Consider the following 21,576-nt stretch of genomic DNA (forward strand, 5'->3'; position numbering starts at 1 on the left):
TCCCCATGGAGCGTCCCGGAGTGCCGGCCAAGTCATCGTCAGGCACTTATACCGAGAAAACCCCGGGCATTCAGTTGCTCGGGTTTTTTTCATGGCAGGACGCTGCCCATGCAGCGTCCCGAATGCCGGCCATCGAGGCGCCGCTCATCGGAGCTCGGCGCCCGGAACAACGGCCGGAATATCTCCAGGCACTTACCGGAAAAAGCCCCGAGCTCATCATGAGCTCGGGCTTTTTTCGTTTGCAGGCAGGCTTTCCGATGCGTCGCGTTTCCGGGGGTGCGCTGCATCCGATAGAATGGGATCTTTTCGGTCCGGGATCCCTGGCATGACCATCGGTGACCTCATACGCCTTCTTGGCGACGGCGAGTTCCATTCGGGCGAGCAGCTCGGTGAGCAGTTCGGTGTATCGCGCGCTGCGGTATGGAAGCAGTTGCGCAAGCTCGAGTCTCTGGGCATCAGCATGGAGGCGGTGAAAGGGCAGGGGTATCGGCTTGCCGAACCCCTGGAGCTTCTGGATGGGCCGCGCATCATCGCTGGTCTCTCTCGTCAGGCACGAGGCCATCTGACTCGCCTGATCGTCGAGGAAACCCTTCCCTCCTCCAATGCCTTTCTGCGTGAACGCTTCGATCATGGGGCGGGGCACGGTGAAGTCTGCCTGGTGGAGCAGCAGAGCGCCGGGCGCGGTCGCCGTGGGCGGGCCTGGAACACCCCCTGGGGTAAGAGCCTGATGCTCTCCCTGGGGTGGCGAGTCGAGTCCGGCATCGCTGCCCTGGAGGGGCTGAGCCTTGCCGCAGGGGTGGCCCTGGCCCGGGTGCTGGAGAGTCACGGGGTTTCGCCGCTACTGAAGTGGCCCAATGATGTGCTGCTGAAGAGGCCGGATGGTGACTACGGCAAGCTGGCGGGCATCCTGGTGGAGGTCAGTGGGGACGCCTCCGGCCCCTGTGAGGTGGTGATCGGCATGGGGCTCAACCTTTCCCTGAGCGATGCGTTCCGCGGCTCCCTGGGACAGCCGGCCGCGGCTGTCGAGGATCAGGTCACCGGGGTATCCCGCAACGCACTGGCAGTCGACCTGCTGGAGGCGCTGCTTCCCCTGGTGGCGGAGTTCGAGCGTGAGGGGTTTGCCCCATGGCGCGATGCCTGGAACGCCCGACACGCCTTCGCCGGCCGTGAGGTGGACGTGTTGAGCGGCAATGCGCGGGAGGTGGCGCTGGTCGAGGAGGTGGATGCCTCCGGCAACCTGGTGGTGGTTCAGGGTGGAGAGCGACGCTACCTGGCGGGTGGCGAGATCAGTCTGCGTGTGCGCTCATGATTCTCGACCTCGATATCGGCAACACGCTCTCCAAGTGGCGCCTCAAGGATGTCGATACCAGCGAGATCCGGTCTCGAGGGGCGGTATGGACGCGAGAAGAGTGGCGGCCTGGGGCCGATATTCCCAATCTCGAGGTGGTCGAGTCGGTGCGCATATCCAGCGTCGCGAGGCGAGCGGTGCTCGAGGAGACCGTCCAGCTGCTGCGTCAGCGCGTGGGGGCCGTTTATGTGGCCAGCTCCACCCCCGAGGCCCTGGGTGTCACCAATGGCTATGAGGAGCCCGAGCGGCTCGGGGTCGATCGCTGGCTGGGAGTGCTGGCGGGTTACCAGCAGGTTGGCGCCTGTTGTGCCGTGGACTGTGGCAGTGCCATCACCATCGATTTCGTGCTGCCGGGGGGGCGCCACCTGGGTGGGTATATCCTGCCGGGGCTGAGGCTGATGAAGGAGAGCCTCAAGCTTGGTACCCGTAACGTGGCCATCGATCCCGACAGTGAGCCGGAAGAGCTGTTGGTGCCCGGAAAGCGTACGGTGGAGGCGGTCAATCATGGCATCTACATGGCGGCGGTCAGCGCGATCAATCGTGTCTATGCCGAGGTGTGCGATAGCGAAGGAGTTGCGTTGCCGCTGATGCTGACCGGCGGCGATGCGCGGGTGGTGGCTCGTGGACTCCAGGTGCCCCACGCCGTCTGGCCCGATATGGTCTATGGCGGACTCGAGGCATGCTTCCCGCTGACGGCTGCCGAGCGGGCAGGGCGAATGGCGGGTGCCCCGTGCGTTCCATCGCCGGTGGCACTGGAAAAGATTCGTGCCGGGCTTGCATTCTCCATGCTGCTTTGACACAATGCGCCGCGTTCCGAAGAGAAGGGCGGCGGCGTCACGAGTCGCTCTAGATACTAAAAGCTACTGGTAAAACAATGGCTTGACATTCGGAATGGCGCTGGTAGAATAGGCCGCCAGTTGGAGGGGTTCCCGAGTGGCCAAAGGGAGCAGACTGTAAATCTGCCGCGAAAGCTTCGAAGGTTCGAATCCTTCCCCCTCCACCAGAATCAGGCAGCGATGATGCGATTGGTCATCGAGGTCGCAAGAGTGGGTAGGCGGGCATAGTTCAATGGTAGAACCTCAGCCTTCCAAGCTGATGATGCGGGTTCGATCCCCGCTGCCCGCTCCAGCATCTTCGGGTGCAAAGGTTAGGCTCATGTAGCTCAGGGGTAGAGCACACCCTTGGTAAGGGTGAGGTCGACGGTTCAAATCCGTCCATGAGCTCCACATTGAAAGGCGAGCCACGGCTCGCCTTTTCTCTTTCTCGCCATTGATGGATCCAAAGTGGCGAGAGGGGTTGCCAGGCGAAGCGGCTTTCGCTATGATGGCGCCCGCTGTCGCAAGCCACCTGCAAAGGGTGGAGAAAGGCAGATACAGGCCAGTAGCTCAATTGGCAGAGCAGCGGTCTCCAAAACCGCAGGTTGGGGGTTCGATTCCCTCCTGGCCTGCCAGTCTTCCCCAGGCTGGCTTACTCCCGTAAGAATTCACGTTTCGATTGCCGCGCCTTGAGGAGTCTCGTTTTCATGAAACATAACGCCGAGGTGCAGGAGTCGCGCCACGACGGGCTCAAGTGGGCGGTTGTCGTCACTCTGCTGGTTCTGGCCGTGGTAGGCAATACCTACTTCGCCGACCAGGCTCTGCTCTATCGCGTGTTGGGTGTCGTGGCGTTGAGCGTCATGGCGGCCCTGGTGGCCATGACCACCGCCAAGGGGCGCAGCCTCGCCGAGCTGGCTCGTGCCGCCAAGAAAGAGATCCAGCGCGTAGTGTGGCCGACGCGGCCCGAGACCATCCAGACTACCGTCATCGTGCTGGTCGCCGTGCTGGTGGTCGGCCTGATGCTGTGGTTGATCGACACCCTTCTTGGCTGGGCGATGTCCGGCGTTATCGGTTAGGAGCCCCCATGTCCAAGCGTTGGTATGTCATTCACGCCTACTCCGGCTTCGAGAAGCATGTCATGCGTTCACTGGGTGAGCGCGTGAAGATGTTTGGCATGGAGGATCGCTTCGGCGAGATTCTGGTGCCAACCGAAGAAGTCGTCGAGATGCGTGATGGCAAGCGCCGCAAGAGCGAGCGCAAGTTCTATCCCGGCTATGTGCTGGTCGAGATGGAAATGGATGACGAAACCTGGCACCTGGTCAACGAAACCCCGCGCGTCATGGGGTTCATCGGTGGCACCAAGGAGAAGCCGGCACCCATCACTCAGAAAGAGGCCGATGCCATCCTGCGTCGGGTCGAGGATGGGACTGACAAGCCAAAGCCCAAGACCCTGTTCGAGCCGGGGCAGTCGGTTCGGGTCATCGATGGCCCCTTCGCCGACTTCAACGGTGTCGTCGAGGAAGTGAACTACGACAAGAGTCGCGTTCAGGTCAGCGTGCTGATCTTCGGACGCTCGACCCCTGTCGAGCTGGAATTCGCGCAGGTCGAGAAAGAGTAACGCTCGACCTGATGCAGGCAGGGCCGCAGCAGCGGCCGCAACACCGGGGAGCCGAAAGGCGCTATTACCCAACTGGAGTCCAATATGGCCAAGAAAGTACAGGCTTACATCAAGCTGCAGGTAGCAGCTGGTAAGGCCAACCCGAGTCCCCCCGTGGGCCCCGCGCTGGGTCAGCACGGCGTCAACATCATGGAGTTCTGCAAGGCGTTCAACGCCGCGACCCAGGAAATTGAGCCGGGTCTGCCCACTCCGGTGGTGATCACCGTCTACTCCGACCGCAGCTTCACCTTCATCACCAAGACCCCGCCCGCGGCGGTCCTGCTGAAGAAGGCGGCTGGCATCAAGTCCGGCTCCGGTGAGCCGAACAAGAACAAGGTCGGTACCGTGACCCGTGAACAGCTCGAAGAGATCGCCAAGACCAAGGAGCCGGATCTGACGGCTGCCGATCTCGACGCCGCGGTGCGTACCATTGCCGGTAGTGCCCGCAGCATGGGCCTGAACGTGGAGGGTCTCTGATCATGGCCAAGCTGTCCAAGCGCGCGAAGATGATTAGCGAGAAGGTCGACTCCACCAAGGTCTACTCTCTCGAGGAAGCCGTGGCTCTGCTCAGCGAGCTCTCCACGGTCAAGTTCAAGGAGTCCCTGGACGTCGCCATCAACCTGGGCGTCGATCCGCGCAAATCCGACCAGGTGGTCCGTGGTGCGACCGTGATGCCCAACGGAACCGGCAAGGACGTTCGCGTCGCCGTGTTCACCCAGGGTGCCAACGCCGATGCCGCCAAGGAAGCCGGTGCCGATATCGTCGGCATGGATGACCTGGCCGAACAGGTCAAGAAGGGCCAGCTGGACTTCGACGTGGTGATCGCTTCGCCCGACGCCATGCGCGTGGTCGGCCAGCTGGGCCAGATCCTCGGTCCGCGCGGCCTGATGCCGAACCCCAAGGTCGGCACCGTGACGCCTGACGTGGCGACTGCCGTCAAGAACGCCAAGGCCGGTCAGGTGCGTTTCCGTACCGACAAGAACGGCATCATCCACACCACCCTTGGCAAGGTCGACTTCGACGCCACCGCCATCCAGGGCAACCTGGACGCGCTGGTCGCCGACCTGAAGAAGCTCAAGCCGAGCACCTCCAAGGGCGTGTATTTCAAGAAGGTCACCCTGTCCACCACCATGGGCCCGGGCGTGACCATCGACCACTCCGCTCTGGTCTGATCGGGCGGTAGGTCGAACATTCAGCAAGAACTTTGCGGTCCCCGTGTCGAGTCCTGACTCGCCGGCGGGGCACCGTCAAAGACCGCAGGCGCCGCCTTGCCCAAGCCAGGGCGGCTTAATCATCCCTTCGGGGCTGGCCTGCGCAGATGGTGTGGCCGCCAGGCTTCTGGTGAGCACCATCACCCAGGACTTCCGGCCCGCCTTCGGGCAGCCGGGAGAGATGGTAACCACCGGAACCCTCATCGCGAGGTTCCGGCACGAAGGAGTGATCACCGTGCCACTAGCACTCGAAGGCAAGAAGGCGATTGTTGCCGAGGTCAGTGAAGCGGCCAAGGATGCGCTCTCCGTCGTAGTTGCCGATTCTCGTGGCGTCGCGGTCAGCAAGATGACCGAACTGCGCAAGCAGGCCCGCGAGAATGGCGTCCAGGTGCGTGTTGTCCGCAACACCCTGGCACGCCGCGCCCTGTCCGGAACTCCCTGGGAGATTCTGGACGAAAGCTTCTCGGGTCCGACCCTGCTGGCTTTCTCCTACGAGCACCCGGGCGCCGCCGCCCGTCTGTTCAAGGAGTTCGCCAAGGAGGAGAAGAGCTTCGAAGTCAAGGCGCTGGCCTACGAAGGTGAGCTGATTCCGGCCACCGAACTCGATCGTCTGGCGACGCTGCCGACCTACGACGAGGCCATTGCCAAGCTGATGTCCGTCATGAAAGAGGCATCTGCCGGCAAGCTGGTCCGTACCCTGGCCGCCCTGCGCGACCAGAAGCAGGAAGAAGCCGCCTGATCGGCGAACTCCTGCAGGCAGCCTGAATCGAATATTGAATCCCGAGCCGACGCTTGAGCGTGGCTCCCGCAAAGTTAGGAATCGTGACAATGGCACTGACCAAAGAAGATATCATCAACGCCGTCTCCGACATGACCGTCATGGAAGTGGTCGAGCTGATCGAGGCCATGGAAGAGAAGTTCGGCGTCTCCGCTGCTGCCGCTGTCGTGGCTGGCCCGGGTGGCGGTGAAGCCGCTGCCGAGGAAGAGCAGACCGAGTTCGACCTGGTGCTGACCAGCGCTGGCGACAAGAAGGTCAACGTGATCAAGGTCGTCCGTGAGATCACCGGTCTGGGCCTGAAGGAAGCCAAGGGTGCCGTCGACGGCGCACCGGCTACCGTCAAGGAAGCTATGTCCAAGGAAGACGCAGAAGCGGCCAAGGCCAAGCTGGAAGAAGCCGGCGCGAGCGTGGAGCTCAAGTAAGTCCTTGAGCAACATGGCTTCACGCGCGGCGTAAGCTTCCACGGCTGGTGGCGGGACACCCGCTGCCGGCCTTTTTCTGTTGTCACTGGCCGCTGCTTCGGCAGTCCGGCCAGACGAATTCCAGAAGGCGAGCGTCCCTCTAGGCGCTTGCCTTCATCGCCTGACGGAGCCGCACCCCGTCGGGTGGCGCCGACCACGCATCGGTCACCCATGGTGAACAAGCTGGGGAATACAGATGGCTTACTCATACACTGAGAAAAAACGCATCCGCAAGGATTTCGGCAAACTGCCCCAAGTGATGGATGTGCCCTACCTGCTGGCGATCCAGCTTGATTCCTATTACGACTTCCTCCAGCAGGACCGAGCGCCCGATGAGCGTCTCGAGACCGGCTTGCATGCTGCCTTCAGGTCGGTGTTCCCGATCGAGAGCATGTCCGGCAATGCTGCGCTGGAGTATGTCAGCTACCGCTTCGGTACGCCGGCCTTCGACGTCAAGGAGTGTCAGCTGCGTGGTGTCACCTATTCGGCTCCACTGCGCGTCAAGGTTCGCCTGATCATCTATGACAAGGAGTCATCGAACAAGGCGATCAAGGACATCAAGGAGCAGGAAGTCTACATGGGGGAGATCCCCCTGATGACGGAGAACGGTACCTTCGTGGTGAACGGTACCGAGCGGGTTATCGTTTCCCAGCTGCACCGCTCTCCCGGCGTGTTCTTCGATCACGACAAGGGCAAGAGCCACTCCTCCGGCAAGCTGCTCTACTCCGCGCGGGTCATCCCCTACCGCGGCTCCTGGCTCGACTTCGAGTTCGATCCCAAGGACAGTGTCTTCGTGCGTATCGACCGTCGCCGCAAGCTGCCGGCCTCGGTACTGCTGCGCGCGCTGGGCATGAGCGCCGAGGAGATCCTCGAGGAGTTCTTCGAGACCAGCACCTTCCACGTCGAGAAGAAGGGATTCTCCGTGGAGCTGGTGCCGTCGCGCCTGCGCGGCGAGACCGCCACCTTCGACATCAAGGATGCCGATGGCGGCCTGATCGTCGAGGAAGGGCGTCGCATTACCCAGAAGCATATCCGTCAGCTGGAGAAGGCCGGCCTCGAGCGTCTCGAGGTGCCGATGGAGTATCTGTTCGGCAAGACCCTGGCCAAGGATCAGGTCGACCCGAACACCGGTGAGCTGCTCTGCCCCTGCAACACCGAGATCACCCCGGAGCTGCTCGAGAAGCTCGGCCAGGCCGGCATCACTACCCTCGAGACGCTGTACACCAACGATCTCGACTGTGGTCCCTTCATCTCCGACACCCTCAAGCTGGACACCACCGGGTCCCAGCTCGAGGCGCTGGTCGAGATCTATCGCATGATGCGTCCCGGCGAGCCGCCCACCAAGGAGGCCGCCGAGACCCTGTTCAACAACCTGTTCTTCAGCGAAGACCGTTACGACATCTCCAGTGTCGGTCGCATGAAGTTCAACCGCCGCCTGCGCCGCGAGTCCGATACCGGCTCCGGCGTACTGGATCGTCGCGACATCCTTGATGTGCTCAAGGAGCTGATCCATATCCGTAACGGCTTCGGCGAGGTGGACGACATCGACCACCTGGGCAACCGCCGTATCCGCTGCGTGGGCGAGATGGCCGAGAACCAGTTCCGCGTCGGCCTGGTGCGCGTCGAGCGCGCGGTCAAGGAGCGTCTCTCCATGGCCGAGAGCGAGGGCCTGATGCCCCAGGACCTGATCAACGCCAAGCCCGTCGCCGCGGCGGTCAAGGAGTTCTTCGGTTCCAGCCAGCTCTCCCAGTTCATGGACCAGAACAACCCGCTCTCCGAGGTCACCCACAAGCGTCGTGTTTCCGCGCTTGGCCCGGGCGGCCTGACCCGCGAGCGGGCCGGCTTCGAGGTGCGTGACGTTCACGCGACCCACTATGGCCGTCTGTGCCCGATCGAGACCCCGGAAGGCCCCAACATCGGTCTGATCAACTCCCTGGCGACCTACAGCCACACCAACAGCTATGGCTTCCTCGAGACGCCGTACCGCAAGGTGGTGGACAGTCAGTTGACCGACGAGGTGGTTCACCTCTCGGCCATCGAGGAGGGCAACTTCGTTATCGCCCAGGCCTCGGCGACCGTGGATGAGAGCGGCAAGCTGGCCGACGACCTGGTGCAGGTGCGCCACAAAGGCGAGACCACCTTCATGCGTCCCGAGCAGGTGACGCTGATGGACGTGTCGCCGCGCCAGGTGGTATCGGTTGCCGCCGCGCTGATTCCCTTCCTCGAGCACGATGACGCCAACCGCGCCCTGATGGGGGCCAACATGCAGCGTCAGGCGGTGCCGACCCTGCGTGCCGACAAGCCGCTGGTGGGTACCGGCATGGAGCGCTTCGTCGCCCGTGACTCCGGGGTCTGTGAGGTGGCGCGTCGCGGCGGGGTGATCGACTCCGTGGATGCCAAGCGCATCGTGGTACGTGTCAACGAGGATGAGATCATCGGCGGTGAGGCCGGCGTCGATATCTACAATCTCACCAAGTATGTGCGCTCCAACCAGAACACCTGTCAGAACCAGCGGCCGATCGTGCGTCCTGGTGACGCGGTGGCGCGTGGCGACATCCTCGCCGATGGTCCCTCCGTGGACATGGGTGACCTGGCGCTTGGCCAGAACATGCGCATCGCCTTCATGCCCTGGAACGGCTACAACTTCGAGGACTCGATCCTGCTCTCGGAGCGGGCGGTGGAAGAGGACCGCTTCACCACCATCCATATCCAGGAGCTGACCTGTGTCTCCCGCGACACCAAGCTGGGGCCGGAGGAGATCACCTCCGATATCCCCAACGTCGGCGAATCGGCGCTCTCCAAGCTGGATGAGGCCGGTGTGGTCTATATCGGCGCTGAAGTCGGTCCCGGCGATATCCTGGTCGGCAAGGTCACGCCCAAGGGTGAGACCCAGCTGACGCCGGAGGAGAAGCTGCTGCGTGCGATCTTCGGTGAGAAGGCCAGCGACGTGAAGGACACCTCCCTGCGTGCCCCGACCGGCATGAAGGGGACCGTCATCGACGTCCAGGTCTTCACCCGCGACGGTGTGGAGAAGGACTCGCGTGCGCTCTCCATCGAGCAGATGCAGCTCGACGAGGTGCGCAAGGACCTCCAGGAGACCTACCGCATCGCCGAGGATGCCACCTTCGAGCGTCTCAAACGCACCCTGAGCGGCCAGGCGGTGAACGGTGGTCCCCAGCTCAAGAAGGGTGACGTGCTCTCCGAGAGCTACCTCGACGAGCTGCCGCGTCAGCAGTGGTTCAAGCTGCGCCTCCAGGACGAGACGCTCAACGAGCTGCTGGCCCAGGCCGACGAGCAGCTGGAGACGCGTCGCAAGGAGATGGACGAGCGTTTCGAGGACAAGAAGCGCAAGCTGACCCAGGGGGACGACCTGGCGCCCGGCGTGCTCAAGATCGTCAAGGTCTACATGGCGGTCAAGCGTCGCCTGCAGCCGGGCGACAAGATGGCGGGTCGTCACGGTAACAAGGGTGTCATCTCGGCGATCATGCCCATCGAGGACATGCCGTTCGACGATCAGGGCGAGCCGGTCGACATCGTGCTCAACCCGTTGGGCGTGCCCTCGCGCATGAACGTCGGTCAGATCCTGGAAACCCATCTGGGCCTCGCCGCCTGGGGGCTGGGTCGCAAGATCGACGCCCTGCTGCGCGATGCACGTGAGCAGCAGGTGGCCGAGATCCGCGAGTTCCTGGGGCAGGTCTACAACACCACGCCGGGCACCCGGATCGAGGCACTCGACACGCTTTCCGACGAGGAGGTGATCGCCCTGGCGAAGAACCTCAAGGGAGGGGTGCCGATGTCCACGCCGGTGTTCGATGGCGCCGAAGAGGATGAGATCAAGCATCTGCTGCGCCTGGCCGAGCTGCCGGATTCCGGTCAGATGACGCTCTATGACGGCCGTACCGGCGATGCCTTCGACCGTCCGGTGACCGTTGGCTACATGTACATGCTCAAGCTCAACCACCTGGTGGACGACAAGATGCACGCCCGTTCCACCGGCTCCTACTCGCTGGTGACCCAGCAGCCGCTGGGCGGCAAGGCGCAGTTCGGTGGTCAGCGTTTCGGTGAGATGGAGGTCTGGGCCCTGGAGGCCTATGGCGCCGCCTATACCCTCCAGGAGATGCTCACCGTCAAGTCCGATGACGTGGAGGGTCGTACCAAGATGTACAAGAACATCGTGGATGGCGATCACGCCATGCAGGCGGGCATGCCGGAATCCTTCAACGTGCTGGTGAAGGAGATCCGCTCGCTGGGCATCGACATCGAGCTCGAGAGCTGAGGCGGCCGACGCTTCACATTATGACGGTCCGCGGGGGTGGCAGCATCGCCCCCGCCCATGACAACTCCGCAGCGGAGCCGACCCCATGAAAGATTTGGTGAAAGTCCTCAAATCGCAGTCTCAGTCCGACGAGTTCGACGCGATCAAGATTACCCTGGCGTCCCCGGACCTGATCCGTTCCTGGTCATTCGGGGAGGTCAAGAAGCCCGAGACCATCAACTACCGTACCTTCAAACCGGAGCGGGACGGCCTGTTCTGTGCCAAGATCTTTGGCCCGGTCAAGGACTACGAGTGCCTGTGCGGCAAGTACAAGCGCATGAAGCACCGCGGCATCATCTGCGAGAAGTGCGGCGTGGAGGTCACCAAGGCCGCCGTGCGTCGTGAGCGCATGGCGCATATCGAGCTGGCCAGCCCCGTCGCCCATATCTGGTTCCTGAAATCGCTCCCGTCACGTATCGGCATGTTCCTGGACATGACCCTGCGTGATATCGAGCGCGTGCTCTACTTCGAGAGCTTCGTGGTCATCGACCCGGGCATGACCACGCTGGAGCGCGGTCAGCTGCTCAACGACGAGCAGTACTTCGAGGCCCTCGAGGAGTTTGGTGACGACTTCGACGCCCGCATGGGTGCCGAGGCGGTCCAGGCGCTGCTCAAGGATATCGACATGCTGGAGGAGATCGATCGCCTGCGCGAGGAGATCCCCCAGACCAACTCCGAGACCAAGATCAAGAAGCTCTCCAAGCGGCTCAAACTGCTGGAGGCCTTCCAGGGCTCCGGCAACGATCCGGCCTGGATGGTCATGGAGGTGCTGCCGGTGCTGCCGCCGGACCTGCGTCCGCTGGTGCCGCTGGACGGTGGGCGCTTCGCGACCTCGGATCTCAACGACCTCTATCGCCGGGTGATCAACCGCAACAACCGCCTGAAGCGGCTGCTCGACCTCAATGCGCCCGACATCATCGTGCGCAACGAGAAACGCATGCTGCAGGAGGCGGTCGATGCGCTGCTCGACAACGGTCGTCGTGGCCGTGCCATCACCGGTTCCAACAAGCGCCCGCTGAAGTCCCTGGCCGACATGATCAAGGGCAAGCAGGGGCGCTTCCGTCAGAACCTGCTGGGCAAGCGCGTCGACTACTCCGGCCGTTCGGTGATCACCGTCGGCCCGACCCTGCGCCTGCATCAGTGTGGCCTGCCCAAGAAGATGGCGCTGGAGCTGTTCAAGCCGTTCATCTACTCCAAGCTGCAGTCGCTGGGCCATGCCTCCACCATCAAGGCGGCCAAGAAGATGGTCGAGCGCGAGACGGCCGAGGTGTGGGATATCCTCGCCGACGTCATCCGCGAGCACCCGGTACTGCTCAACCGCGCACCGACCCTGCACCGCCTCGGCATCCAGGCCTTCGAGCCGCTGCTGATCGAGGGCAAGGCGATCCAGCTGCACCCGCTGGTGTGTGCCGCCTACAACGCCGACTTCGACGGTGACCAGATGGCGGTCCACGTGCCGCTGACCCTGGAGGCTCAGCTCGAGGCGCGCACGCTGATGATGGCGACCAACAACGTGCTGTCGCCGGCCAACGGTGAGCCGATCATCGTGCCCTCCCAGGACGTGGTGCTGGGTCTGTACTACATGACCCGGGAGAAGATCAACGCCAGGGGCGAGGGCATGGTCTTCACCGACCTCAACGAGGTGGAGCGCGCCTTCAACACCCAGAATGTGGCGCTGCATGCCCGCATCAAGGTGCGTCTCGACGAGGTCCTCATCGATGAGGAGAGCGGCGAGAAGACCCATCAGCGCATGCTGCGCGACACCACCGTCGGGCGTGCACTGCTGTTCCGCATCCTGCCGGAGGGCGTGCCCTTCGAGCTGGTCGACCAGCCGATGAAGAAGAAGGCGATCTCCGGCCTGCTCAACGAGGTCTATCGTCGTTCGGGCCTCAAGCCGACGGTCATCTTCGCCGACCAGCTGATGTACACCGGCTTCCGCCTGGCCACCTGGTCCGGCGCCTCCATCGGTGTCAACGACTTCGTCATCCCGGACGCCAAGGCCGAGATCGTCGAGGCCGCCGAGGAGGAGGTCAAGGAGATCGAGGACCAGTTCTCCTCGGGCCTGGTGACCGCGGGCGAGAAGTACAACAAGGTGATCGACATCTGGTCCAAGGCCAACGACAAGGTGGCCAAGGCGATGATGGTGGGGATCTCCAAGGAGACCGTGATCGACCGCGAAGGCAAGGAGGTCGAACAGGACTCCTTCAACAGCGTGTTCATCATGGCCGACTCCGGTGCTCGGGGTAGCGCCGCCCAGATCCGCCAGCTGGCGGGCATGCGTGGCCTGATGGCCAAGCCGGACGGCTCGATCATCGAGACGCCGATCGTGGCGAACTTCCGTGAGGGTCTGAACGTACTCCAGTACTTCATCTCCACCCACGGTGCCCGTAAGGGTCTGGCGGATACCGCCCTGAAGACCGCCAACTCCGGTTACCTGACCCGTCGTCTGGTCGACGTGGCCCAGGACATGGTGATCACCGAGACGGACTGCGGCACCGAGCGTGGCCTGACCCTGCATCCGGTGATCGAGGGCGGCGATATCATCGTGCCCCTGGCGCAGCGAGTGCTGGGCCGTGTGGTCGCCCAGGATGTCATCGACCCGGCCAGCGACGAGGTGCTGATCCCGCGCAACACCCTGCTCGACGAGAAGTGGTGTGCCGATCTCGACACCATGGGTGTCGACGAGATCGTGGTGCGCAGTGCGATCAGCTGTGAGACCGCCCATGGCGTCTGCTCGGCCTGTTACGGCCGTGACCTGGCGCGTGGCCATCAGGTCAACATCGGCGAGTCCGTCGGCGTCATCGCCGCGCAGTCGATCGGTGAGCCGGGCACCCAGCTGACCATGCGTACCTTCCACATCGGTGGTGCCGCATCGCGGGCCTCTGCGGTGGACAGCGTCCAGGTCAAGCATGGCGGCAAGGTGCGCCTGCACAACATCAAGCATGTCGAGCGTGCCGACGGCAAGCTGGTGGTGGTCTCGCGCTCCAGTGCCCTGGCCGTCGCCGACGAGCATGGTCGCGAGCGCGAATACTACAAGCTGCCCTACGGTGCCGAGCTGTCGGTGCGCGACGGCGACAGCGTCGACGCCGGCCAGGCGGTGGCCAAGTGGGATCCGCACACTCACCCGATCGTCGCCGAGGCCGAGGGTGCCGTGCAGTACGCCGACATGGATGAGGGCGTCACCATCCACCGCAGCGTGGACGAGATGACCGGTCTCTCCTCCATCGAGGTGATCGAGGCGGCGGCACGGCCCATGGCCGGTCGCGACAAGCGCCCGATGATCCTGCTCAATGACGAGTCCGGCAAGCCGGTCACCGTTCCCGGCTCCGACACCCCCGTGCAGTATCCGCTGCCCGGCAAGTCGATCGTCACCGCCGACAACGGCGCCCGGATCGGTATCGGTGAAGTGGTCGCGCGTATCCCGGTGGAGGCCTCTTCCAACAAGGACATCACCGGTGGTCTGCCGCGCGTCGCCGACCTGTTCGAGGCGCGCAAGCCCAAGGAGCCTTCGATCCTCGCCGAAGTCAGCGGCGTGATCAGCTTCGGCAAGGAGACCAAGGGCAAGCGTCGCCTGACGATTACCCCGGAAGGCGGTGGCGACCCCTTCGAGACACTGATCCCGAAGTGGCGCCAGATCGCGGTCTTCGAGGGCGAGTCGGTCGAGAAGGGCGAGGTCATCTCCGATGGCCCCAGCAACCCCCACGACATCCTGCGTCTGCTGGGTGTCGAGGAGCTCGCCAAGTACATCACCGCCGAGATCCAGGAGGTCTATCGCCTTCAGGGCGTGGGCATCAACGACAAGCACATCGAGGTGATCGTGCGTCAGATGCTGCGCAAGGTCGAGATCACCGATGCCGGTGACTCCGACTTCATCCCCGGCGATCAGGCCGAGCTGGTGCGGGTGCTCGAGCAGAATGCGCGCCTCGAGAAGGCCGGCAAGTTCCCGGCCAAGTATCAGCGTGTGCTGCTCGGTATCACCAAGGCCAGCCTGGCGACCGAGTCGTTCATCTCCGCGGCCTCCTTCCAGGAGACCACGCGAGTGCTGACCGAAGCCGCGGTGACCGGCAAGCGCGACTACCTGCGCGGCCTCAAGGAGAACGTCGTGGTGGGTCGCCTGATCCCGGCCGGTACCGGACTGACTCACCATGCCGAGCGTCGCCGCCGGCGCGATGGTGTCGAAGAGCCCGCCGCGCCGTCGGCCCATGACGTCGAGCAGGAGCTGGGCGCTCAGCTGACCGCGCTGGATTCCGACGACGACGAGATCTGACATCCCCGGCAGGCCCGGCCGCTGCGGCGGCCGGGCTTGACGAAGGGTGGTGTCAGCCAGTAGAATGCGCAGCCTTTAACAGTGGGGCGGGTGCGCCCGAACCTGCTGGTAAGGTAGCGTAGTACAGGAAAGCGAGCGGCTACCTCGCTTCCGCAAGGCAACCCATTGGAGCAATAGATGGCAACAATCAATCAGCTGGTGCGCAAGCCGCGCAAGCGCCCCGTCAGCAAGAGTGACGTGCCGGCGCTGCAGGCCTGCCCGCAGAAGCGCGGCGTTTGCACCCGCGTCTACACGACTACCCCGAAGAAGCCGAACTCCGCACTGCGTAAGGTGTGCCGTGTTCGCCTGACCAACGGGTTCGAGGTTTCCTCATACATTGGTGGTGAGGGGCACAACCTGCAGGAGCACTCCGTGGTGCTGATCCGCGGCGGTCGAGTCAAGGACCTTCCCGGTGTGCGTTATCACACCGTCCGCGGCGCGCTGGACACCTCCGGTGTACAGAACCGTAAGCAGGGTCGTTCCAAGTACGGTACCAAGCGTCCCAAGGCCTGATCGGCCCGGATCGCGATTCACCACCCATTGATATCGGTCTGATAAGAGTAAGGTCGGGCGTCGCGGGCTCAAGGCGAGCGCGTGGGAGTTCCGGGTTTACCTGAAGGACCCTTCAACAGAGGGCTTATCATGCCTAGAAGAAGAGTTGCGGCCAAGCGTGAGATCCTGCCGGATCCCAAGTTCGGAAGCGAACGCCTGGCGAAGTTCATGAACCACCTGATGATCGGCGGCAAGAAGTCCGTAGCTGAGCGCATCGTCTATGGTGCGCTGGACAGGGTTGCCGAGCGCAGTAACGAAGAGCCGCTGGAGATCTTCGACAAGGCGCTGGAAAGCATCCAGCCGATGGTCGAGGTGAAGTCACGCCGCGTCGGCGGCGCGACCTATCAGGTGCCGGTCGAGGTGCGTCCCTCACGTCGCCAGGCGCTGGCCATGCGTTGGCTGGCAGACGCCGCGCGCCGCCGTGGTGAAAAGACCATGGTGCTGCGCCTCGCCGGCGAGATGCTCGATGCCGCCGAAGGCAAGGGCTCTGCGGTCAAGAAGCGTGAAGACGTGCACCGTATGGCAGAAGCCAACAAGGCCTTCTCGCACTTCCGGTTCTAAGTGCCGGCCGCAAAACGCATCGCCAACCAACGGGGAGTTCCACCGTGGCTCGCAAAACTCCGCTAAAACGCTATCGCAACATCGGGATCGTCGCCCACGTCGATGCCGGCAAGACCACCACGACCGAGCGCGTGCTGTTCTATACCGGTATCAACCACAAGCTGGGCGAGACCCACGAAGGTGCCTCCACGACCGACTGGATGCAGCAGGAGCAGGAGCGTGGTATCACCATCACCTCCGCTGCCGTGACCACCTTCTGGAAGGGCATGAACCACCAGTTCGATGAGCACCGCATCAACATCATCGACACCCCCGGGCACGTCGACTTCACCATCGAGGTGGAGCGCTCCCTGCGCGTGCTCGACGGTGCCGTCGTGGTGCTGTGTGGCTCTTCCGGCGTTCAGCCGCAGACCGAGACCGTCTGGCGTCAGGCCAACAAGTACGAAGTTCCGCGCATGGTGTTCGTCAACAAGATGGACCGTACCGGCGCCGACTTCTTCATGGTCGTCGACCAGCTCAAGGATCGTCTGGGTGCCAACGCCGTGCCGATCCAGATCAACTGGGGCACCGAGGAAGACTTCAAGGGCGTCATCGACCTGATCGAGATGAAGGCCATCCAGTGGAACGAAAGCGATTTCGGTGCCACCTATGACCTGATCGACATCCCCGCCGAGCTCCAGGAGACCGCGGAGAAGTATCGCGAGGAGATGGTCGAGGCTGCAGCCGAAGCTTCCGAAGAGCTGATGGACAAGTACCTGGAAGGCGGCGAGCTTTCCAAGGAAGAGATCAAGGCCGGTCTGCGTCGTCGTACCCTCGACAACGAGATCGTGCTGGTCACCTGCGGCTCTGCGTTCAAGAACAAGGGCGTGCAGGCGGTGCTGGACTCCGTCGTCGAATATCTGCCGTCGCCCACCGAGGTCAAGGCGATCGAGGGCGAGCTGGATGACAAGGCCGGCACCATCGAGACCCGCGAGGCAGACGACAAGGCGCCCTTCGCCGCCCTGGCGTTCAAGATTGCCACCGACCCCTTCGTCGGCACCCTGACCTTCATCCGCGTCTACTCCGGCGTGCTGAACTCGGGTGACAGCGTCTACAACTCCGTGCGCAACAAGAAGGAGCGCATCGGGCGTCTGGTACAGATGCACGCCAACTCCCGCGAGGAGATCAAGGAAGTGCTGGCCGGCGACATCGCCGCCTGTATCGGCCTGAAGGATGTCACCACCGGCGATACCCTGTGCGACCTGAATGACAAGATCATTCTGGAGCGCATGGAGTTCCCGGACCCGGTTATCTCCGTGGCCGTCGAGCCGAAGTCCAAGGCGGACCAGGAGAAGATGGGTGTGGCACTGGGCAAGCTGGCCCAGGAAGACCCCTCCTTCCAGGTGCGTACCGACGAGGAGACCGGCCAGACCATCATCTCCGGCATGGGCGAGCTGCACCTCGACATCATCGTCGATCGCATGCGCCGTGAGTTCAAGGTCGAGGCCAACATCGGCAAGCCGCAGGTCGCCTACCGCGAGACCATTCGTGGCTCGGTCGAGCAGGAAGGCAAGTTCGTGCGCCAGTCCGGTGGTCGTGGTCAGTACGGTCACGTGCATCTGCGCATCGAGCCGCTGACCGCGGAAGACAAGGGCGAAGATGAAGACATGAGCTTCAAGTTCGCTTCAGAGATCGTCGGCGGCGTGGTTCCCAAGGAGTACGTGCCGGCCGTCGAGAAAGGGGCCTACGAGCAGCTGCAGAACGGTGTCATCGCGGGCTACCCGATGATCGACGTCAAGGTTACGCTGTACGATGGTTCCTACCACGACGTGGACTCCAACGAGACCGCGTTCAAGGTTGCTTCTTCCATGGCAGTCAAGGAAGGTGCCAAGAAGGCCAAGGCGGTGCTGCTCGAGCCGGTAATGAAGGTCGAGGTCGTCACCCCCGAGGACTTCATGGGCGACGTCATGGGTGACCTCAACCGCCGCCGTGGTCTGGTATCCGGCATGGATGACTCGCCCATGGGCAAGGTCATTCGCGCCAGAGTTCCGTTGGCTGAGATGTTCGGTTACGCGACCGATCTGCGTTCTCAGACCCAGGGACGCGCAAGCTACGTCATGGAGTTTGCGGATTACGAAGAGGCGCCGTCCAGCGTCGTTGAAGCCGTCATCAACCAAAACGGTTAACCGTTAGCTAACGTAAAGAGGTTATAGCAGTGGCTAAGGAAAAATTTGAGCGTTCCAAACCGCACGTCAACGTCGGTACCATCGGTCACGTCGACCACGGCAAGACCACTCTGACTGCGGCCCTGACCCGTGTTTCCGCCGAGGTGTTCGGTGGTGACTGGAGCGAGTTCGACGCCATCGACAACGCTCCCGAAGAGCGTGAGCGTGGCATCACCATCGCCACCTCTCACGTCGAGTACCAGTCCGAAGCGCGCCACTACGCGCACGTCGACTGCCCGGGGCACGCCGACTACGTCAAGAACATGATCACCGGTGCCGCCCAGATGGACGGCGCTATCCTGGTCTGTTCCGCTGCCGACGGCCCCATGCCGCAGACTCGCGAGCACATCCTGCTGTCTCGTCAGGTTGGCGTTCCGTTCATCGTCGTGTTCCTGAACAAGGCCGACATGGTCGACGACGAAGAGCTGCTCGAGCTGGTCGAGATGGAAGTTCGTGAGCTCCTCGACGAGTACGACTTCCCGGGTGACGACACTCCGATCATCACCGGCTCTGCCCTGATGGCGCTGGAAGGCAAGGATGACAACGGCATGGGTACCACCGCCGTTGCCAACCTGATCAAGGCCCTGGACGACTACATCCCGGAGCCGGAGCGTGCCATCGATCAGCCGTTCCTGATGCCGATCGAGGACGTGTTCTCCATCTCCGGTCGCGGCACCGTGGTCACCGGTCGTGTCGAGCGCGGTATCGTCAAGGCTGGCGAGGAAGTCGAGATCGTCGGTATCAAGGACACCGTCAAGACCGTCGTTACCGGCGTCGAGATGTTCCGCAAGCTGCTCGACGAGGGTCGTGCCGGTGAGAACGTCGGCGCCCTGCTGCGTGGCACCAAGCGTGACGACGTCGAGCGTGGTCAGGTTCTGGCCAAGCCGGGCACCATCACCCCGCACACCAAGTTCGAGGCCGAGGTGTACGTGCTGTCCAAGGACGAGGGTGGTCGTCACACTCCGTTCTTCAAGGGCTACCGTCCGCAGTTCTACTTCCGTACCACCGACATCACCGGTACCTGTGAGCTGCCGGAAGGCGTCGAGATGGTCATGCCGGGCGACAACGTCAAGATGGTGGTCAGCCTGATCGCGCCGATCGCCATGGACGACGGCCTGCGCTTCGCCATCCGTGAAGGCGGTCGTACCGTCGGCGCTGGCGTCGTGGCCAAGATCGTCGAGTAAGCATCGCGCTGCTTGAATGATCAGAAGGGGCTCCAGGAGGAGCCCCTTTGCTGTTCATCGTCAACGAGTGTTTGACTCTCGTTTTCGGTGTGCCTATAATGCGCATCCTTTGAATGCGTGGGTTGACGGCTCGCGCCGTCAGAATCCATTGGAGTTAGGGCAAATGCAGAACCAGAAGATTCGCATTCGGTTGAAGGCCTTCGACCATCGCCTGATCGACCAGTCCGCTGCGGAGATTGTCGAAACCGCCAAGCGTACCGGCGCCCAGGTTCGTGGACCGATTCCTCTGCCGACCAACCGCGAGCGCTACACCGTGCTGATCTCGCCGCATGTCAACAAGGACGCGCGTGACCAGTACGAGATCCGCACTCACAAGCGCGTGCTCGATATCGTCGAGCCGACGGAGAAGACCGTCGATGCCCTGATGAAGCTCGATCTCGCCGCCGGCGTGGACGTGCAGATCAAGCTCGACTGATTATTACACTAGACACCGCGGCCCAGCGTTCGACAATTCGCTCGAGCAGCAGCCGCCGCGCCGTGAGGCGCCACACAACGTGCTAGTGGAATGCTCTGGAAAGGGCAGCCATAGCGGGTGATAGCCCCGTACACTATAGGAGACTGAGAATGACTATCGGTTTAGTCGGCAAGAAGGCCGGGATGACCCGTGTCTTCACCGAAGACGGCGCTTCCGTGCCCGTAACCGTGATCGAGGTTGAGCCTAATCGCGTCACTCGCGTCAAGACCGTCGAAAGCGACGGCTACGCGGCGATTCAGGTGACAACTGGCTCCCGCAAGGCCAAACACCTGTCGAAGGCCCAGGCTGGGCAGTTCGCCAAGGCAGGTATCGAGGCCGGTCGTTCGCTGATGGAGTTTCGCCTGGCAGAAGGCGATGAGGCTCCGGAAGTGGGCGGCGAACTCACCGTATCCCTCTTCGAAGCTGGTCAATCGATCGATGTGACCGGCAGCTCCAAGGGCAAGGGTTTCCAGGGCGCAGTCAAGCGCTGGAACTTCCGCACCCAGGACAACAGCCACGGTAACTCCCTGGCCCACCGCGCGCCGGGCTCCATCGGCATGTGCCAGACCCCTGGACGAGTGTTCAAGGGCAAGAAAATGGCTGGCCAGATGGGCAACGTGCGTTGCACCGTCCAGAGTCTTGAAGTCGTCCGCGTCGATGCTGAGCGTAATCTGCTGCTGGTCAAGGGCGCCGTGCCCGGTGCCACCGGTAGTGACGTTATCGTGCGCAGCGCCGTGAAAGCTGGCTGAAGGGGAATCTACCGATGAATCTGAATCTTGCTGCCGGCGCCGGCACCGTCGACGTGTCTGACGCCACCTTTGGCAAAGAATTCAATGAAGCGCTCGTGCACCAGGTCGTCACCGCCTATCTGGCCGGTGGTCGTCAGGGTACCCGCGCTCAGAAGAACCGTTCCGACGTGCGTGGCGGCGGCAAGAAGCCGTGGCGTCAGAAGGGCACCGGTCGTGCCCGTGCCGGTACCATCCGCTCGCCGATCTGGCGCAGTGGCGGTGTGACCTTTGCGGCTCGTCCCCAGGACTACACCCAGAAGGTCAACCGCAAGATGTACCGTGCGGCGATGCGCTCGATCCTCTCCGAGCTGGTGCGCCAGGAACGCCTGGTGGCCGTCGAGGAGTTCGCCGTCGACGCTCCGAAGACCAAGCAGCTGGTCGCCAAGCTCAACGAGCTGGGTCTGGAGAAGGTGCTGATCGTCACCGAAGAAGTCGATGAGAACCTCTACCTGGCCGCCCGCAACATCCCCAACGTGGATGTGGTCGATGTGGCCGCCGCCGATCCGGTGAGCCTGGTCGCCTTCGACAAGGTGCTGGCCACCGTCTCCGCCCTCCGTAAATTCGAGGAGAAGCTGGCATGAACCAGGAACGTGTATTCAAGGTGCTGCTCGGCCCGCACGTGACCGAGAAGGCCGCCATGGCTGCTGAACGCAACCAGTACGTGTTCAAGGTGGCCAGCGACGCGACCAAGCCCGAGATCAAGAAAGCCGTCGAGGCTCTGTTCGGCAAGAAGGTCGACCGCGTTCAAGCGCTGAACGTCAAGGGCAAGACCAAGCGCACCGCGCAGGGTCTGGGTCACCGCAAGGGGTATCGCAAGGCCTACGTCACGTTGGCCGCCGGCGAGACCCTTGAAGACTTCTCTGGCGCCGAATAAGGGCAGGA

The 21,576-nt window shown here is 63.0% G+C and carries 19 protein-coding genes and 4 tRNA genes; all 23 read left to right on the forward strand.

The features are described 5' to 3' along the window. Window positions 1-329 (forward strand): hypothetical protein (locus IOC61_RS12925; protein ID WP_229333131.1); only part of this gene is annotated, 329 nt, incomplete at its 5' end. Next, window positions 326-1,309 (forward strand): biotin--[acetyl-CoA-carboxylase] ligase, encoded by a 984-nt coding sequence (locus tag IOC61_RS12930; RefSeq protein ID WP_195689204.1) that lies wholly within the window; start codon window positions 326-328, stop codon window positions 1,307-1,309. The genes IOC61_RS12925 and IOC61_RS12930, both read left to right, overlap by 4 nt. Next, window positions 1,306-2,145: a type III pantothenate kinase gene (locus IOC61_RS12935; RefSeq protein ID WP_195689205.1), complete on the forward strand. Its 840-nt coding sequence runs from the start codon at window positions 1,306-1,308 to the stop codon at window positions 2,143-2,145. Before IOC61_RS12930 ends, IOC61_RS12935 begins: the two co-directional genes overlap by 4 nt. 122 nt (window positions 2,146-2,267) lie before the next feature. Beyond that, window positions 2,268-2,351, forward strand: a tRNA-Tyr gene (locus IOC61_RS12940). Window positions 2,352-2,402: 51 nt separating this feature from the next. After that, window positions 2,403-2,476, forward strand: a tRNA-Gly gene (locus tag IOC61_RS12945). A gap of 23 nt (window positions 2,477-2,499) precedes the next feature. Beyond that, window positions 2,500-2,574: transfer RNA gene (locus IOC61_RS12950), tRNA-Thr, on the forward strand. Between the two features lie 148 nt (window positions 2,575-2,722). After that, window positions 2,723-2,798, forward strand: a tRNA-Trp gene (locus IOC61_RS12955). A 72-nt stretch (window positions 2,799-2,870) separates the two neighbouring features. After that, on the forward strand, window positions 2,871-3,239 hold the full coding sequence (gene secE / locus IOC61_RS12960; RefSeq protein WP_195689206.1) for a preprotein translocase subunit SecE: 369 nt from the start codon (window positions 2,871-2,873) through the stop codon (window positions 3,237-3,239). Window positions 3,240-3,247: 8 nt separating this feature from the next. Next, window positions 3,248-3,781 (forward strand): transcription termination/antitermination protein NusG, encoded by a 534-nt coding sequence (nusG, locus tag IOC61_RS12965; RefSeq protein ID WP_132044068.1) that lies wholly within the window; start codon window positions 3,248-3,250, stop codon window positions 3,779-3,781. An 84-nt stretch (window positions 3,782-3,865) separates the two neighbouring features. Continuing rightward, entirely contained in the window at window positions 3,866-4,297 is a 432-nt protein-coding gene (rplK, locus tag IOC61_RS12970) for a 50S ribosomal protein L11 (RefSeq protein WP_132044070.1), read from the forward strand. Window positions 4,298-4,299: 2 nt separating this feature from the next. Next, window positions 4,300-4,992, forward strand: a complete 693-nt coding sequence (rplA, locus tag IOC61_RS12975) for a 50S ribosomal protein L1 (RefSeq protein ID WP_195689207.1) — start codon at window positions 4,300-4,302, stop codon at window positions 4,990-4,992. A 274-nt stretch (window positions 4,993-5,266) separates the two neighbouring features. Then, window positions 5,267-5,770 (forward strand): 50S ribosomal protein L10, encoded by a 504-nt coding sequence (gene rplJ / locus IOC61_RS12980; protein ID WP_132044074.1) that lies wholly within the window; start codon window positions 5,267-5,269, stop codon window positions 5,768-5,770. 89 nt (window positions 5,771-5,859) lie between these two features. Then, a complete protein-coding gene (gene rplL / locus IOC61_RS12985; RefSeq protein WP_195689208.1) occupies window positions 5,860-6,231 on the forward strand; it encodes a 50S ribosomal protein L7/L12 in 372 nt (123 codons plus the stop codon). Window positions 6,232-6,466: 235 nt separating this feature from the next. Beyond that, window positions 6,467-10,546 (forward strand): DNA-directed RNA polymerase subunit beta, encoded by a 4,080-nt coding sequence (gene rpoB / locus IOC61_RS12990; RefSeq protein WP_195689209.1) that lies wholly within the window; start codon window positions 6,467-6,469, stop codon window positions 10,544-10,546. An 85-nt stretch (window positions 10,547-10,631) separates the two neighbouring features. Further along, entirely contained in the window at window positions 10,632-14,852 is a 4,221-nt protein-coding gene (gene rpoC, locus IOC61_RS12995; RefSeq protein WP_195689210.1) for a DNA-directed RNA polymerase subunit beta', read from the forward strand. 177 nt (window positions 14,853-15,029) lie between these two features. Beyond that, window positions 15,030-15,404: a 30S ribosomal protein S12 gene (gene rpsL, locus IOC61_RS13000; RefSeq protein WP_102626761.1), complete on the forward strand. Its 375-nt coding sequence runs from the start codon at window positions 15,030-15,032 to the stop codon at window positions 15,402-15,404. Window positions 15,405-15,533: 129 nt separating this feature from the next. Further along, window positions 15,534-16,004, forward strand: coding sequence for a 30S ribosomal protein S7 (rpsG, locus tag IOC61_RS13005; RefSeq protein WP_132044083.1), 471 nt, complete (start codon window positions 15,534-15,536; stop codon window positions 16,002-16,004). A 44-nt stretch (window positions 16,005-16,048) separates the two neighbouring features. Continuing rightward, window positions 16,049-18,169 (forward strand): elongation factor G, encoded by a 2,121-nt coding sequence (fusA, locus tag IOC61_RS13010; protein ID WP_195689211.1) that lies wholly within the window; start codon window positions 16,049-16,051, stop codon window positions 18,167-18,169. A gap of 29 nt (window positions 18,170-18,198) precedes the next feature. Further along, complete coding sequence (gene tuf / locus IOC61_RS13015) at window positions 18,199-19,392, forward strand: elongation factor Tu (RefSeq protein ID WP_195689212.1); 1,194 nt, start codon at window positions 18,199-18,201, stop codon at window positions 19,390-19,392. Window positions 19,393-19,555: 163 nt separating this feature from the next. Beyond that, complete coding sequence (gene rpsJ, locus IOC61_RS13020; RefSeq protein ID WP_021819602.1) at window positions 19,556-19,867, forward strand: 30S ribosomal protein S10; 312 nt, start codon at window positions 19,556-19,558, stop codon at window positions 19,865-19,867. 149 nt (window positions 19,868-20,016) lie between these two features. Beyond that, window positions 20,017-20,655, forward strand: a complete 639-nt coding sequence (gene rplC / locus IOC61_RS13025; RefSeq protein ID WP_132044089.1) for a 50S ribosomal protein L3 — start codon at window positions 20,017-20,019, stop codon at window positions 20,653-20,655. A 14-nt stretch (window positions 20,656-20,669) separates the two neighbouring features. Then, complete coding sequence (rplD, locus tag IOC61_RS13030) at window positions 20,670-21,275, forward strand: 50S ribosomal protein L4 (RefSeq protein ID WP_195689213.1); 606 nt, start codon at window positions 20,670-20,672, stop codon at window positions 21,273-21,275. Beyond that, a complete protein-coding gene (gene rplW / locus IOC61_RS13035) occupies window positions 21,272-21,568 on the forward strand; it encodes a 50S ribosomal protein L23 (protein WP_132044093.1) in 297 nt (98 codons plus the stop codon). The genes rplD and rplW overlap by 4 nt, the downstream gene beginning before the upstream one ends. Window positions 21,569-21,576: the final 8 nt, after the last annotated feature.

The sequence above is a fragment of the Halomonas sp. KAO genome (assembly GCF_015595025.1).
Lineage (GTDB): Bacteria > Pseudomonadota > Gammaproteobacteria > Pseudomonadales > Halomonadaceae > Halomonas.